Source organism: Pseudoxanthomonas sp. F37 (assembly GCF_022965755.1).
Lineage (GTDB): Bacteria > Pseudomonadota > Gammaproteobacteria > Xanthomonadales > Xanthomonadaceae > Pseudoxanthomonas_A.
On record NZ_CP095187.1, the window covers coordinates 1,282,864 to 1,297,594 of the forward strand.

The following is a 14,731-nucleotide window of genomic DNA, read 5'->3' on the forward strand; positions in this document are numbered from 1 at the left end:
GCATGTCCCTTCTCCTCTCGGGAGAAGGTTCCCGCGGGAAGAACCTGCTTCTCTCGCCGGGGGCAACAGAGGCGCTAGGACGCGTCGTCTTCGTCGGCGTCCTGCGCGGCACCCGCATCGGCCAGCACGTCACGCAGTTCGCGGAACAGTTCGCGGAACGCGCGCGGCGGCTTGCTCCTGGCCTTCTCGTCGGCGGCGTTGCGCGCCAGCTGCCGCAGCTTCTGCCGGTCGGCGTGCGGGAACGCCTCCAGCAGGTCGGCCAGCGCCGCATCGCCATCGGCCAGCAGGCGGTCGCGCCACTGTTCGGCCTGGTGCAGCAGGGCGGTCTCGCGGCGCGCCGCTTCGCCACCCTCGTCCATCGCGTCGCGGATGGCTTCCAGCACTTCATCGTCCTGGCGTCGCATCTGCTTGGCGAGGAACTGCAACTGGCGCTTGTGCGCGATGTGCGAGGTGATGCGCTGCGTTTCCACGATGTGCGGCATCAGCTCCTCGGGAATCGGCAGGCGCGCCAGCTGCGCGGCCGGCAGCGCCACCAGCTTCTCGGCCAGGCTGCGGATCTCCAGCGCCTCGATCCGCTGCCGGGTGCGGCTGGGGCTATAGAATTCGCCGGTTTCGGGGTCGCGTCCGCGCATGGTGAAGCCTCTCTGTCGCTTCCACGGCGTGCCGTGGGAGCCTGATCGAATGCCGATCCGTCGCCCGCGCGCGGATCACTGGATACAAGGATAAAGCATTGAACGCCACCGCCCTGACTTCCCCCGACGACAGCCTGGCCCGGCTCGAACGCCTGGAGGCACTGTCGCGGCGCCTGCTGGAGCGCGCGCGGGCACGCGGGGCCACCCAGGCCGAAGTGAGCTGCAGCGAGGAAACCGGCCTCAACGTCAACGTGCGCCTGGGCCAGGTGGAGACGGTGGAGTCCACCCGCGACCGCGGCATCGGCGTGACCGTCTATTTCGGCAAGCGCAAGGGCAGCGCCAGTACCGCCGACCTGCGCGAGGAGAGCCTGGAGGCCACGGTGGAGCAGGCCTGCGCCATCGCCCGTTTCACCGAGGACGACGAGGCCGCCGGGCTGGCCGATGCCGCGCTGATGGCGCGCGAGTTCCCGGATCTGGATGTCTGGCATCCCTGGGCGCTGGACATGGACCGCGCCGTCGATCTGGCGCTGGCCTGCGAAGCCGCGGGCCGCGACGCCGACGCGCGCATCGAGAACTCCGACGGTGCTTCCATCGGCAGCGGCGAAAGCCTCTCGGTATATGCCAATTCGCACGGCTTCATCGGCCGCGAGCGCGACACCCAGCATACGATCGGTTGCGCGCTGATCGCCGGGCAGGGCGATGCCATGCAGCGCGATGGCTGGTACAGCACCGCACTGTCGCACCAGGAGCTGGAAGACCCGGCGGCCATCGGCCGCAAGGCCGCCGAACGGACGGTGGCGCGCCTGCAGCCGCGCTCGCTGGCGACCGGCGAGTATCCCGTGCTGTTCTCGGCGGAGGTCGCGCGTTCGCTGATCGGCCACCTGCTGGGTGCGGTGTCCGGCGGCGCGCTGTACCGCAAGGCCAGCTTCCTGCTGGATCACGTGGGCCAGCGCATCTTCCCCGACTGGTTCGCCATCGAGGAACTGCCGCTGCTGCCGCATGGCCTGCGTTCGGCCGCGTTCGATGCCGAGGGCGTGGCGACGAAGCGCTCCTGCCTCATCCGCGATGGCGTGCTGGAGCGCTACGTGCTGGGCAGTTATTCGGCGCGCAAGCTCGGCCTGCAGACCACCGGCAACGCCGGCGGCGTGCACAACCTGCAGGTGAAGGCGAACGCGGGCGGTTTCGACGACCTGCTGGCCGGCATGCGCACCGGCCTGCTGGTCACCGAGCTGATGGGGCAGGGCGTGAACGGCGTGACCGGCGACTACTCGCGTGGTGCGGCGGGGTTCTGGGTGGAGCAGGGCGTGATCGCTTACCCCGTGGACGGCATCACCATCGCCGGCAACCTCAAGACGATCTTCGCCGGCATCGAGGCGGTGGGCCGCGATGTGGACCGCCGCTCCCATGTCGGCGTGGGCTCCCTGCTGGTCGGTCGCATGACGGTGGCGGGCGAATAGGCCGGAGGCGGGGGCCGTGGCCGCCATCGACGCGGTTACCCGTTATGCTTGGCATGCGGAGGGCCGCGGGGGATCGCGGCGCTCGACCGCCCACCCACCACTTAGGGGAATCACCTAGATGAGCGAATTCGACAACGTCACCGCACCGCCGCCGCCGCCCGCAGGCGATGCGCCCCAGGACCAGCGCACCATGTCGCTGCTGGCGCACCTGCTGGGCATCGTCACCGGCCCGATCGGCGCGCTGATCATCTGGCTGGTCAGCAAGGACGACGCAGCCAAGGGCTTCGTCGTGGACCAGTCCAAGGAAGCGCTGAACTTCCAGATCACCGTGTTCATCGCCATCGTCATCTCGTGGATCCTGGCCTTCGTGCTGATCGGCCTGCTGCTGATGCCGCTGGTCGGCATCGCCAACCTGGTGCTGTGCATCATCGCCGGCATCAAGGCCAACAACGGCGAGTCCTACCGTTATCCGTTCGCCCTGCGCCTGATCAAGTAAGCGATCTTCGCGTGGAAGAAAAAGCCCGGCATCGCCGGGCTTTTTTCATGCCGCGCTTCAGTGCGCGCGGTGGATCGCCAGCTCGCCGAGCCCGCGCAGCGCATCGGCACCGCCGTCGTACGGAGCCAGCGCCTGGCGCATGCGCGCATCCAGCTCGGCCAGTTTCGCCTTGGCGCCGTCCATTCCCAGCAGGGCCGGATAGGTCGACTTGGCCTGCGCCACGTCCTTGCCCGCGGTCTTGCCCAGTTGTTCGGAACTGGCCTCGATGTCGAGGATGTCGTCGCGCACCTGGAACGCCAGCCCCAACGCCGTGGCGAAGTCGTCCAGCCGCTCGAGCGTGGCGGCGTCGGCCGCGCCGGCCAGCGCACCCATGCGCACGGCGGCACGGATCAGGGCGCCGGTCTTCAGGGCGTGCATGCGCTGCAGGTCGTCCAGCGTCTGCTGCGACCCGGTGGCGTCGATGTCCAGCGCCTGGCCGCCGCACATGCCGGCCGCACCGGAGGCCTGCGCCAGCGTGCCCAGCCAGTCCACCCGCAGGGTCGCGGCGACCGCGGCCGAGGCCAGCACTTCGAACGCACGCGTCTGCAACGCGTCGCCGGCAAGGATGGCGGTGGCTTCGTCGAAGGCGACGTGCACCGTGGGCTTGCCGCGGCGCAGGTCGTCGTCGTCCATCGCGGGCAGGTCGTCGTGCACCAGCGAATAGGCATGGATCAGCTCCACCGCGATGGCCGGCGCATGCAGCGTGGCCGGGTCCGCCCGGAGCAGTGCGCCGCTGGCGTAGACCAGCAGGGCGCGCATGCGCTTGCCGCCGCCGAGCACGGCGTGGCGCATGGCGGCATGCAGGCGTCGCGGGGCGGTTTCGGCCGGTGGCAGCGCCCGCTCCAGATGGCCTTCCAGCGCTGCCGCCCAGGCGGCGAAACGCGGATCAGCGGCCATCGGGCGCGGGTGCGAAGTCGTCGCCGCTGTCCGGCTGTTCCGGATCGCTGAGCAGGCGCACGCGCAGCTCGGCCTGTTCGAGCGCGGCCTGGCACTGGCGATACAGGCCCACGCCGCGTTCGTAGGCGGCCAGCGAGGCTTCCAGGCTCAGCTCGCCGTGTTCCATCTTCTCGACCAGTTGCTCGAGTTCGTCCAGCGACTGCTCGAAATGGGCGACGGGCGAGGCGTCTGCGGGGGTTTTCTTGGCCATGCGGCAAGTGTGGGGATCGGGCGCGGTCAGGTCAAACGCGAGCAGCCTCAGCCGCGCCGCCACACCAGTCGCGCACGGTGCGTCCGCAACCAGGTGTCGGCGTCGGCCGACAGGACGAAGTCGCCCGCCGCCCACAGCCTGTCGCCACGCCAGAGCAGTGGAAGCTGGCGGCGTTCCCAGGGCGGGATGCCGAGCGCCTGCAGTACATCCTTCAAGGCGTGATGGTGGGACCGCCCCGGCAGGGCGATGCGCTCGCCGCCGCCGCGCGCACTGACCCGCAACGGCGTGTCGAACCGGCAAGCGCCGCCCTCCAGCGACAGGGTGCCGCCATCGGGCAGTGCGAGCAGGGTCGTCCCGTCCCAGTCGGCATGCCAGTCCGCGGGCAGGATCCGGCGCGTGCGCTCGGCATGCAGCAGCCCGCGCCATCGACGCACCACCGCGCCCTGCCAGACGAATTCCGCCTGCGCATCGGCCCGTGCGTCCAGCAGCTGCGCGTCGATGCGCGCCACCCCCTCCGCCGGGAGCGGCGGCAGCGACAGGCCCTGGATCCATCTGCGCAGCGCGCGCGCGCGCTGCGCGCGTGCGGCTTCGCGCAGCGGGGCGATGGCCAGCGCGGCCGGGTCGGCGGTGGCCGCTTCGGCGAGCAGGCGGGCATCGTGGTGCGCCAGCATGTCGGCGGCCTCCGCACTGAGAGTCGCGCTGCGCGCGAACGAGGCATCCGCCTGCGGCCAGCGCTGCCGCAGCCGGGGCAGGATGTCGTGGCGGAGGAAATTGCGGTCGGCGTCGGTGCGGGCGTTGCTGGGGTCTTCGACCCAGCGCAGTCCGTGCGTGCGGGCATAGGCCTGCAATGCGTCGCGCGGCGTGTGCAGCAGCGGCCGCCATTGCCATCCCGGGCCGAAGCTGCGCCAGGACCGCATCGCCGCCAGTCCGTCGGGGCCGGAGGCGCGCAGCGCGCGCAACAGGAAGGTCTCCGCCTGGTCTTCCAGATGGTGTGCCGTGGTCAGGATGTCGCCGGGCGCCATGACGGCGGCGAACGCCTCGCGCCGCGCATGCCGCGCGGCCGCTTCAGGGCCTTCGCCCTGCGTGGCATCCACCTGCACGTGCCGCACCTGCAGGGGCACGTCCAACGCCGCGCAGGCAGCGGCGCAGTGCGCCACCCAGGCATCGGCCTCGGGCTGCAGGCCATGGTGCACGTGGACCGCGCCCAGTCCGCGGCGCCGCAGGTCCGGCTCCTGCGCCAGGCGATGCAGCAGGACGGTCGAATCCCGTCCGCCACTCAACGCCACCCACACCGGTCCCTCCGTGGAGGCAGGCAGCAGGGGCAGGGGCGGGGCCACGGGACGCATCCGCGCATGCTAGCGATGAAGCGGCCGGCACGCAGCCTCGGTCCGGCGTCACGGCCGTTCGCACGCCTTGGCTGCCGTGCTTCGGGCGCCGTGCCGGCGAACGGAACGATGCGTCGGCCGCCTCGCGGGCCGGGCGCGGCGCCTACCTGACCTGTTGCAGGATGACGATCAGGGCGGCGGTCCAGCACGCGCCGACGAACAGACCCAGGACCAGGTGCTGGCTCACCCCCGCACGATGGAAGCGCCAGCGGTTCACCCCCAGTGCCACGACCACGGGCAGCACGAACAGGATCGCCGGCAGCATCCACCAGGGCAACGACAGCAGGTCCATTCCACTCTCCCGCGTGCGGCGCCGGCGATGCGCCGGCCTGGGGTGCATCATCGCGCACCGCGCGGGCCCCGGCCTTGATCGTGGTCAACCGTCCGTCGTCGCGGTCGCGGCTAGTCCAGCGAGGCGAGCTCGCGCCGGGCCAGGGCGATCCAGTCCTGCTGTTCGCGACGGTAGTAGCGGGGCGCCGCATCGGAGCGGTCGAGGATTTCCTGGAACAGGCTGCGCGCACGCGCGTGCTCGCCCAGGCGCTTCAGCAGCAGGCCGAAGCGCGCGCGGGCTTCTTCGCCAGGATAGCCCTGCACCACGGCCTCGTACTCGTGGATGGCGGCCGCGGCGCCGGCGGTGTCTTCCACCGCGCGCGCATACAGCAAGTGGCCATCGAAGGAACGGAAGGAGGGATTGGCGGCGATCAGTGCGTCCAGCGTGGCGCGCGCCCCGGCCGGATCGCCCAGGCCGAACTGCGCCTTCGCCAGCCCCAGCATCAGGTCCGGATCGGTGGCGTACAGGCCCTTGAGCGCCTGCCCGTAGAGTTCCGAGGCGTGCGCGTAGTCGCCGCTGCGCAGGCTCTCTTCGGCCAGCCGTCGCCGGTTCGCCGGCGTATCGGCGGCCTTCAGCAGCTTGGCTGCATCGCGCCGGTCGCGGTCGGGGTCGATGCGGTCGCGCATGCTGCGCACCGTGCGCCGTGCCGACGGGTTGTGGCGCAGGTCCGGGAGGATCTCGGCGATGAAGTACACGATCACCGCGATGAAGGAGAACAGCAGCAGGATGAAGACCCAGTACAGCGGACGTCCCGTGCGCACCACGTGCACGCAGCAGGCGATCTGCAGGGCGAAGGACAGCAGGATGATGGGGCTCATGCAGGCAGGCTTACGCCGGAGGCGGGGCGCCCAGCATCGGGCATCCTTGCCGCGTGCGCCAGCACGGGTGCGGCGCGGGTTGTGCGGCGAGGGTCACAGTGACGGGCGACGCGCTCTGCGACCATGCCGCGTCCTGTCTCGGATGGCGGGCCGCGTCGCCTCGGGGAGCGAGGCCGCGGCGGCGCCGACGTTCCCCACGCGTCCCCAAGGAGTTGGTCCCCGATGCATGTCCCCCCTGTACGTGCGTGGCATCGCCGCGCGTTCGCCGCGGTCGCGCTGGCCTCGCTGGCCGCCTGTTCCGTGCAGACGGAGGAAGCCGGCGGCGAGTCGCCGTTCTGGAGCCGCGCGCGCCCGATGCTGGCGTCCACACAGGCAAGCGCGGGAACCGTCGCGGCCAACGCATCCACCCTGGCCGCCGCGCCGCAGAACATCGACGTCGACCCGGTACCGTCCGGGCGCTACCGCATCGCCAGCGTGCTCAGCGGACTGTGCGTGGAGATCCGCGACGGCAACCTGGCCAACGGAACGCCGCTGGTGCAGTCGGCCTGCGATGCGAGCCTGAACCGCCAGTTCTTCGACATTGCCGAAACCACGACGGGCCAGTACCGACTGCGCAACCTGCACACGCAGAAGTCCGCCGACATCCCGGGCGCTTCCGGGGCCGACCATGTGGTCGTGCAGCAGTGGGACGACAACGGCAGCGGCGCGCAGCGGTTCCGCCTGCAGCGCATCGATGCGAGCGACCGCTACCGCATCGTCAACGTCAACAGCGGCAAGTGCCTGGGCATCGCCGGCGCCTCGGCCGGCGCGGGCGCGGCCCTCGAGCAGGCCGCCTGCGTGGCGGTGCCCGCCCAGCAATTCCGTCTCGGCGCCGGCGAGCCGCAGCCGGTGCGGCAGAACGGATCCCACCCGATGCTGCCGCCCCCGCCGCCGGTGCCGCCTTCGGCCCGCTACCAGCCGCTGCTGTGGCCCGACGGGGCCGCCCCCGTCCACTACACGCAGGACGACGGCACCCTGGTCACCCACGTCGGCGGACGCGTGCGCGACCGGCATGCGCGCGAGCCCATCGTCGACGACAGCTACCAGGTATTCCCGCCGCAGTACTTCGAGCGGCGCACGCACGAGATCATCATCCACGACGATGCGGTGCCCGGCACATCGGGCGAGCAGCGCATCCTGACCATCGTCGTCAAGCCGCAGCACTACTGGTACGGCACCAACTTCCGCCATGGCTACATCGGACGGCGCAGCGAAGATCCGTTGGAGCCGACCTCGGTGGCGCTGTATGCCGACAACGGCGGCATGAAGCTGCTGCCCGGCGGCGTGGCCACGCAGACACCGATCCCCGGCTATGCGCAACTCGGGCAGGATCCGAACGCCAACTACACACCGCCCGCGGGCGCGCCCGGCAACGCCTTCGTGCTGGTGAAGGAGATCCGCACGGCCGCCAACGACGCGCACCGCCCGCTGCGCAAGGGCGACCTGGTGGAGTTCGAACTGGGCATCTTCCTGGCCGGCAACCCCGACATCATCGGCCGCTTCAACTACTACGCCGAGGCGCTGGTGTACCGCGCGGGCTCGCATGGCATCGTGTCGTGGTTCCGCGGACCGGGTTACGGCGTGCAGCGGCCGCTGGATTCGCTGGCGATGCCGGCCGGGGCGCTCAGTGCCGGTCCGTGGATGACGCTGCACGAGGACACTTCCAGCGAGCCCTACCGGATGCTGCAGCAGGCCTCGCACAACATCGCCGGCTACAACATGCAGCCATGGGCCGAAGGGCGCCGACTGATCCACACCTCGTTCGCCAGCGGTCACCACTCCGAGGAAAGCAACACGGTTTTCGCCGCGCACGCCGGCAAGACCGCGCCGCACTTCTCGCAGACACGCTGCGTGGACTGCCACACGGGCAATGGTCGCAGTTCGCCGGTGGTGGGCGCGCCGTTGAACCGGCTCGGCGTTTTCGTGGGCGTGGCCGGCGCGGGCACGCAGGCGGCGGATCCGCGCTTCGGCCTGCGCCTGCAGCAGGGCACCTACCGAGAAAGTGGCGCCAACCTCGATGGCCGCGAAGCGGAGCTGGTGTTGACCGGCTACACCGAACTCCCTGGCCGCTACGCCGATGGCAGCGCCTATGTGCTGCGCCGGCCGAACTACGCGCTACGCGATCGCGCGGGTCAGGCGCTGGCGTTGCCGACGGCCCTGTCCGTGCGCGTGGCGTCTTCGCTGGTCGGGTTGGGCCTGCTGGAAGCCGTCCCGGAACAGCACCTGGAACGCCTGGTGCTGGCGCAGCAGGGCGATCCCGATGGGGTCGCCGGCCGGCTGCAGATCGTCGCCGACGCGCGCGACCCGGGCGTCAGTCGCGTGGGCCGATTCGGCTGGAAGGGTGGCAGCGCCACGCTGGAACAGCAGGCCTCGCTGGCCTTCAACACCGACATGGGGGTGGCGTCGCCGCTGATGCCGTCGCTGGAATGCGCGCGCGGCAGCCAGGGCACCGCCTGCACGCAGGCCGACACCGGCGGCGCGAAACTGACGGCCGCGGACATCCACCAGACCACGCTCTACCTGAGCCTGCTGGGCGTGCCACCCCGGCGCGACTTCGACAATCCGCTGGAACAGGACGCCCAGGCGCGTGCGCGCCAGCTGCGGGTCAAGCGCGGCGCCCAGCTGTTCGAAGCGGCGCGCTGCGGCACCTGCCACGCGCCCGAACTGCGGACCGGACACCACCGCTTCGTCGAACTCCGTTACCAGACCATCCGGCCGTATACCGACCTGCTGCTGCACGATATGGGACCCGAGCTGGCCGATACCTACGTCGAGGGGCGTGCGACTGCGCGCGAGTGGCGTACGGCGCCGCTCTGGGGCCTGGGCCTGGCTGCGACGATCGATCCGAACGTGCGCTACCTGCACGACGGCCGCGCGGCCACGCTGGAAGAGGCCGTGTTGTGGCATGGCGGGCAAGGCGCCGCAGCGAAGCGGCGCTTCGAGGCGATGAACGCGGAAGATCGTCGCGCGCTGGTCGATTTCCTCAAGTCCCTGTAGGCCACGCGGACAAAAAAAGCGCCGGACGGACCGGCGCTTCGATCGGGGTGCGGGCGATGGCCGCTCAGGCCGCCTCGTACGCCCCGTAGCCGCGCAGCCGTGCGTAGCGCTTGGTCAGCAGTTCCTCGACCGGCAGCTTCTCCAGCGCGTCGAGTTCGTTGAGCAGCACGGCCTTCAGGCGCACCGCCATCTGGCGCGGGTTGCGGTGTGCGCCGCCGATGGGTTCGCGCACCACCTTGTCGACCAGGCCCAGCCCGTGCAGGCGCCTGGCGGTCAGTCCCAGCTGTTCGGCGGCGTCCTTGGCCTTGGCGGCATCCTTCCACAGGATGGAGGCGCAGCCTTCCGGCGAGATCACCGAGTAGGTGCCGTATTCCAGCATCAGCGTGCGGTCGCCGACGCCGATGGCCAGCGCGCCGCCGCTGCCGCCCTCGCCGATCACCGTGCAGACGATGGGGATCTTCAGTTCCGCCATTTCCATCAGGTTGCGGGCGATGGCCTCGGACTGGCCCCGCTCTTCCGCGCCCACGCCGGGATAGGCACCGGGGGTGTCGATGAAGGTCAGCAGCGGCAGTTTGAAGCGCTCGGCCATCTTCATCAGGCGCAGCGCCTTGCGGTAACCCTCCGGGCGCGGCATGCCGAAGTTGCGGGCGATCTTGCTCTTGGTGTCGCGGCCCTTCTGGTGGCCGATGATCATCACGCTGCGGCCGTCGATGCGGCCCAGGCCGCCGACGATGGCGGCGTCGTCGGCGAAGGCGCGGTCGCCGGCCAGTTCCTGGAACTCGTCGCAGAAGACCCTGATGTAATCCAGCGTGTACGGGCGCGCCGGGTGGCGGGCCAGCTGCGAGACCTGCCAGGGCGTCAGGTCGCGGAAGATCTGCGCTGTGCGGATGCGCAGCTTGTCCTGCAGCGCGTGCACCTCGGCGTCGACATTCACCGCCGGCCCGGTGCTGGCGGCGCGCAGGTCCTGGATCCTGGCTTCCAGGTCGGCGATGGGTTGTTCGAAGTCGAGGTAGTTCGGATTCATCTGCGGGCCGTGGGCCGGAAAGGGGGAAAGTGTAGCCCAAGCACCCCGGCGGTCACGTACGGGGGGGTAGGGCCGTGACGCGGCGCACGCGGCGGCGTCAGTTCGCCCAGGGCCGGTAGAAGGCCGGCTTGGCAGTACGCACGCCGGGCATGGCGCGCAGGGCGTCCAGCAGTTCGGCATCCACGCGCACCGCCTTCTGGCCGTTGAGGTCCAGCATGCCGGCGATCACGCCGTCGCCGGCGCCCATCAGCAGGTCCAGGCGCAGCGGCGTGCCGCCGGGACGGTGCCGCGACAGCAGCGCGTCCACGCGCTCCCACAGGCCCGGCACGCGCAGGTCTAGGCGCAGTTGCAGGCGTTGCGCATGCTGCTGGCACAGCTGCGCGTAGTCCCACACCTGGCGGATGCGCAGGCTGTAGCCGCCGCTGAACTCGTCCTCGCGCAGGCCGCCCTTGACGACCAGCACGCGGTCGCGCGTCAACAGCGCACCGAACTCGGACAGCGCGTCGGAGAACGCGCTGCACTCGATGCGCCCGCGTCCGTCCTCCAGCTGCACGAACACCTGGCTGTCGCCCTTGCGCCGGATGCCCACCACCTGGCCGGCCACGATCGCGTTGACCTCCGGGCGCCAGCCTTTCTTGTCGCCGCCGGACGAGCTGGACCAGATGCGGTCCAGTTCGCTCAGGTCGCTGCCGACCAGCGAGCGCAGGTCGTCGCGGTACGGGTCCATCGGGTGGCCGCTGAGGTAGTGGCCCAGTGTCTCGCGTTCGCCGTGCAGCTTCTGCATCAGCGGCCATTCGTCCGTCACCGGCAGGTCGACATGGATGTCGTCGCCCCCGCTGCTGGAACCGAACATGTCGACGATGCCGGCGTTGCGGTTCTTGCTGATCTGGTCGATGGCCTTCAGCACTTCGGGCAGCTGCAGCGCCAACGAGGCGCGGTTGCGGCCCAGTGCGTCCAATGCGCCCGCGTTGATCAGGGCTTCCAGCGCACGCTTGTTGAGCCTGGACGAATCGACGCGCTTGCAGAAATCGAACAGGTCGCGGAACTCCCCGCCGTCCTTGCGCGCCTCGACGATACTCTCGCACACGCCCTGGCCCACGCCCTTCACCGCGCCCAGGCCGTAGCGGATGGTGTTGGCATCGGTCGCCACGAACATGAAGGCCGAATGGTTCACGTCCGGCGGCAGCACGTTCAGGCCCAGGCCGCGCGCCTCGTCCAGGAAGCCGACCACCTTCTCGGTCTTGTCCATGTCCGAGGACAGCGTGGCGGCCATGAACTCGGACGGGTAGTGCTTCTTCAGCCACGCGGTCTGGTAGGCGACCAGCGAATACGCGGCGGCGTGCGACTTGTTGAAGCCGTAGCCGGCGAACTTCTCCATCAGGTCGAAGATCTCGTCGGCCTTGCGCTGGTCCACGCCGCCCTTGGCCGCGCCCTCGCGGAAGATCTCGCGGTGCTTGGCCATTTCGGCCGGCACCTTCTTGCCCATCGCGCGGCGCAACAGGTCGGCGCCGCCCAGCGAGTAGCCGCCGACGATCTGCGCCATCTGCATGACCTGCTCCTGGTAGACCATGATGCCGTAGGTCTCTTCCAGCATGGTCCGCGTGCGCGGGTCGGGGTAGTCGAATTCCTCGCGGCCGTGCTTGCGCTCGACGAACGACGGGATCATGTCCATCGGGCCGGGGCGGTACAGCGCGTTCAGCGCGATCAGGTCCTCGAAGCGGTCGGGCTTGGCTTCCTTCAGCGCGCGGCGCATGCCGGTGGATTCGAACTGGAACACCGAGCCGGTGTTGCCGTTGGCGAACACGTCGCGATAGACGCTGGCGTCGTCCAGCGGGATGGCGGCGATGTCCAGCGGCGGAATGCCGGCGCGCGCGTGGCGTTGGTTGATCGCCTTGACCGCCCAGTCGATGATGGTCAGCGTGCGCAGGCCCAGGAAGTCGAACTTCACCAGGCCGACCGCCTCCACGTCGTCCTTGTCGAACTGGGTGACGGGATTCCTGCCGCGTCCGCCCTCGTCGTGTTCGGCGAACAGCGGGCAGAAATCCGACAGCGGCGACGGCGCGATCACCACGCCGCCGGCGTGCTTGCCGGCGTTGCGGGTAAGGTCTTCCAGCTGGCGCGCCAGGTCGATCAGGTCGCGGACGTCGTCCTCGTCGCGGTAGCGCTCGATCAGCTCCTGCGACGCGGCCTCGCTGCTGCCTTCGCCCATGGCGTCCTTCAGCGACACGCCCAGGATGTTCGGGATGAGCTTGGCCACGCCGTCGACCAGGCCGTACGGGAAGCCGAGCACGCGGCCGGCATCGCGCACCACGGCCTTGGCCGCCATCGTGCCGTAGGTGATGATCTGGCTGACCCGGTCGCGGCCGTACTTGCGCGCGACATAGTCGATCACCTCGTCGCGCCGGTCCATGCAGAAGTCGATGTCGAAGTCGGGCATCGACACGCGTTCGGGATTCAGGAAGCGCTCGAACAGCAGTCCGTACGGCAGCGGGTCCAGGTCGGTGATCTGCAGCGCCCACGCCACCAGCGAGCCGGCGCCCGAGCCGCGGCCCGGGCCGATCGGGATGCCCTGGTTCTTTCCCCACTGGATGAAGTCGGCCACGATCAGGAAGTAGCCCGGGAACCCCATCTTGCAGATGGTGTCCAGCTCGAAATCCAGCCGCTTCTCGTAGTCTTCGCGCGTATGGCCGGGCGCCAGCGGATTCTTCTCCAGCCGCGCCTTCAGGCCATCGTGCGACTGCCGGCGGATCCAGCTGTCCAGCGTCTCGTCGTCGGGCACCGGATAGGCGGGCAGGAAGTACGTGCCCAGCCGCATCTCGATGTTGCAGCGCTGCGCCAGCGCCAGCGTGTTGTCGATGGCGTCCGGCACGTCGGCGAAGAGTTCGGCCATCTGCTCGGCCGACTTCATGTACTGCTCGGGGCTGTACTCGCGCGGGCGCTTGGGGTCGTCCAGCACGCGGCCGGAGGCGATGCACACGCGCGCTTCGTGCGCGTCGAAATCGTCCGGCGACAGGAAGCGCACGTCGTTGCTGGCGATCACGGGCATGCCGCGCGCTCCGGCCGCATGCAGGGCGAAGGCATTGAACGCCTCCTCGCCCTCGCGCTGCGTGCGCGTCAGTTCCAGGTGCAGGTCCTCGCCGAAGGTGCGCTGCCAGTCGGCCAGGTGCTGCTCGGCCAGGTCGTGGCGGCCGGTCAGCGCCAGGCGGCCGGCCAGGCTCTGCCGGCCGATGATGGCGAACAGGCCCTGGTGGTCGGCACGCAGCCACTCCGGTTCGATGGCGACGCCGTCCGTGCGGTGGCCTTCCATCCATGCGCGCGAGAGCAGGCGCGACAGCGACAGGTAGCCCTCGCGGTCGCGGCACAGCAGGGTCACCGGCCACGGCGCTTCGCCGCCTTCGGCGACCATCACGTCGGCGCCGGCGATGGGCTTGATGCCCACGCCTTCGGCGGCCTTGTAGAACTTCACCAGCGCGAACAGGTTGTTGCGGTCGGTGACCGCCAGCGCGGGCATGCCCAGTTCCACCGCCCGGCTCAACAGGTTGGCCTGCTTGGCCTTCTTCGGGTCGGCGTGGTCCGGCTTCTCGGGCACGCGGATGATCGAATCCGCAAGCGAAAATTCGGTGTGCAGGTGGAGGTGGACGAAACGGGAAGACATGCCGGCTCGGGGTGCTGTCGGGGCAGCGTACCGGCGGGGGTGGGGTGGGGCAAGGCTTGACATTCCCGACCCGCAGAACGGGCGGGGAAGAGAAAAAAGCCGCCCGGGTGGGCGGCACGGGGAAAACCCGAGGGGTCGGGTGGGTGAGGGCGCGGCCGCGCGGGCCACGCCGGTATCAGTGGATGCGGAACAGCGGTACCGGTTCGGGGGCGTAGCTGCCGAAGCGCACCTGCCGCAGGTGCGTTTCCAGTGCCGCTTCGGCATGGCGTGCGGCTTCCCAGTCGGCACGGGTGTAGCGCAGGGCTTGGAGCGGGCATCCGCGCAACTGCGCCTCCAGAGTGCGCAGGCGGCGGAAGTCCAGGTAGCGCGCGGTTTCGTCGGCCACCAGCAGCCAGGTGGCTTCGTCCAGCGAGGCGGCGCCCGGGCTGCGCAGCAGCGCCAGCGCTCGCTGCAGACGCTGGCGCGCGATGCCGTCGCACGACCAGTCGCGATCCGCCAACAGGCTGCGCAGCAATTGCGCGCGCGCATCGTCGACGGGGCGGGGTGGGGACGCGGGAGAGGGTGCGACGGGATCGAGCAGGGTCATGGTGCGCCTCGGGGGGAGAGGGCTCCCGCGTCCGGTGGGCGCGGGATGCAGGACCATGGTGCGCGCAAGCGGAAACCCGCGCGCCTGCTGGAAGCCATCGTGACGATGGACACCGTGCCGGAGGT

Annotated in this window: 12 protein-coding genes; 3 read left to right on the top strand and 9 right to left on the bottom strand. The window is 70.3% G+C overall.

Features of this window, described 5'->3' with window-relative positions; all coding sequences use genetic code 11:
* Window positions 1–74 precede the first annotated feature (74 nt).
* Window positions 75–632, bottom strand: a complete 558-nt coding sequence (gene yjgA, locus MUU77_RS05905; protein ID WP_245092630.1) for a ribosome biogenesis factor YjgA — start codon at window positions 630–632, stop codon at window positions 75–77.
* A 98-nt stretch (window positions 633–730) separates the two neighbouring features.
* Between yjgA and pmbA the strand changes: the two genes are divergently transcribed.
* Together pmbA and MUU77_RS05915 are read left to right on the top strand one after the other, a co-directional pair.
* Window positions 731–2,089 carry a metalloprotease PmbA gene (gene pmbA / locus MUU77_RS05910; RefSeq protein WP_245092632.1) on the top strand — a complete coding sequence of 453 codons (1,359 nt, stop codon included), beginning with the start codon at window positions 731–733 and terminating at the stop codon, window positions 2,087–2,089.
* A gap of 118 nt (window positions 2,090–2,207) precedes the next feature.
* Entirely contained in the window at window positions 2,208–2,585 is a 378-nt protein-coding gene (locus MUU77_RS05915; RefSeq protein ID WP_245092634.1) for a DUF4870 domain-containing protein, read from the top strand.
* A gap of 57 nt (window positions 2,586–2,642) precedes the next feature.
* Here the strand turns inward: MUU77_RS05915 and MUU77_RS05920 are convergent, their stop codons facing one another.
* The 5 genes from MUU77_RS05920 to MUU77_RS05940 all read right to left on the bottom strand — a co-directional run bounded on the left by MUU77_RS05920 (window position 2,643) and on the right by MUU77_RS05940 (window position 6,305).
* On the bottom strand, window positions 2,643–3,521 hold the full coding sequence (locus tag MUU77_RS05920) for a farnesyl diphosphate synthase (protein ID WP_245092636.1): 879 nt from the start codon (window positions 3,519–3,521) through the stop codon (window positions 2,643–2,645).
* Window positions 3,511–3,771: an exodeoxyribonuclease VII small subunit gene (locus MUU77_RS05925; RefSeq protein ID WP_245092638.1), complete on the bottom strand. Its 261-nt coding sequence runs from the start codon at window positions 3,769–3,771 to the stop codon at window positions 3,511–3,513. Before MUU77_RS05925 ends, MUU77_RS05920 begins: the two co-directional genes overlap by 11 nt.
* Window positions 3,772–3,818: 47 nt before the next feature.
* Window positions 3,819–5,108 (bottom strand): tRNA lysidine(34) synthetase TilS, encoded by a 1,290-nt coding sequence (gene tilS, locus MUU77_RS05930; RefSeq protein WP_245092640.1) that lies wholly within the window; start codon window positions 5,106–5,108, stop codon window positions 3,819–3,821.
* Window positions 5,109–5,259: 151 nt separating this feature from the next.
* The gene (locus MUU77_RS05935; protein WP_245092643.1) at window positions 5,260–5,448 is read right to left on the bottom strand and encodes a hypothetical protein; all 189 of its coding nucleotides are present in this window, start codon (window positions 5,446–5,448) and stop codon (window positions 5,260–5,262) included.
* 110 nt (window positions 5,449–5,558) lie between these two features.
* Window positions 5,559–6,305, bottom strand: a complete 747-nt coding sequence (locus MUU77_RS05940) for a tetratricopeptide repeat protein (protein ID WP_245092645.1) — start codon at window positions 6,303–6,305, stop codon at window positions 5,559–5,561.
* A 222-nt stretch (window positions 6,306–6,527) separates the two neighbouring features.
* Between MUU77_RS05940 and MUU77_RS05945 the strand changes: the two genes are divergently transcribed.
* Window positions 6,528–9,341 (top strand): di-heme oxidoredictase family protein, encoded by a 2,814-nt coding sequence (locus tag MUU77_RS05945; protein WP_245092647.1) that lies wholly within the window; start codon window positions 6,528–6,530, stop codon window positions 9,339–9,341.
* A gap of 64 nt (window positions 9,342–9,405) precedes the next feature.
* Here the strand turns inward: MUU77_RS05945 and MUU77_RS05950 are convergent, their stop codons facing one another.
* The 3 genes from MUU77_RS05950 to MUU77_RS05960 form a co-directional block, all read right to left on the bottom strand.
* Window positions 9,406–10,365, bottom strand: a complete 960-nt coding sequence (locus MUU77_RS05950) for an acetyl-CoA carboxylase carboxyltransferase subunit alpha (protein WP_245092650.1) — start codon at window positions 10,363–10,365, stop codon at window positions 9,406–9,408.
* A 97-nt stretch (window positions 10,366–10,462) separates the two neighbouring features.
* Entirely contained in the window at window positions 10,463–14,020 is a 3,558-nt protein-coding gene (dnaE, locus tag MUU77_RS05955; protein WP_245092688.1) for a DNA polymerase III subunit alpha, read from the bottom strand.
* Between the two features lie 175 nt (window positions 14,021–14,195).
* On the bottom strand, window positions 14,196–14,606 hold the full coding sequence (locus MUU77_RS05960; RefSeq protein WP_245092690.1) for a hypothetical protein: 411 nt from the start codon (window positions 14,604–14,606) through the stop codon (window positions 14,196–14,198).
* Window positions 14,607–14,731 lie beyond the last annotated feature (125 nt).

Bases quoted from the DNA above. Each gene is read 5' to 3' on its own strand.
- MUU77_RS05925 (WP_245092638.1), bottom strand. From the start codon at position 3,771: ATGGCCAAGAAAACCCCCGCAGACGCCTCGCCCGTCGCCCATTTCGAG.
- dnaE (WP_245092688.1), bottom strand. From the start codon at position 14,020: ATGTCTTCCCGTTTCGTCCACCTCCACCTGCACACCGAATTTTCGCTT.
- MUU77_RS05915 (WP_245092634.1), top strand. From the start codon at position 2,208: ATGAGCGAATTCGACAACGTCACCGCACCGCCGCCGCCGCCCGCAGGC.
- MUU77_RS05935 (WP_245092643.1), bottom strand. From the start codon at position 5,448: ATGGACCTGCTGTCGTTGCCCTGGTGGATGCTGCCGGCGATCCTGTTC.
- MUU77_RS05920 (WP_245092636.1), bottom strand. From the start codon at position 3,521: ATGGCCGCTGATCCGCGTTTCGCCGCCTGGGCGGCAGCGCTGGAAGGC.
- MUU77_RS05950 (WP_245092650.1), bottom strand. From the start codon at position 10,365: ATGAATCCGAACTACCTCGACTTCGAACAACCCATCGCCGACCTGGAA.
- yjgA (WP_245092630.1), bottom strand. From the start codon at position 632: ATGCGCGGACGCGACCCCGAAACCGGCGAATTCTATAGCCCCAGCCGC.
- MUU77_RS05940 (WP_245092645.1), bottom strand. From the start codon at position 6,305: ATGAGCCCCATCATCCTGCTGTCCTTCGCCCTGCAGATCGCCTGCTGC.
- MUU77_RS05960 (WP_245092690.1), bottom strand. From the start codon at position 14,606: ATGACCCTGCTCGATCCCGTCGCACCCTCTCCCGCGTCCCCACCCCGC.
- MUU77_RS05945 (WP_245092647.1), top strand. From the start codon at position 6,528: ATGCATGTCCCCCCTGTACGTGCGTGGCATCGCCGCGCGTTCGCCGCG.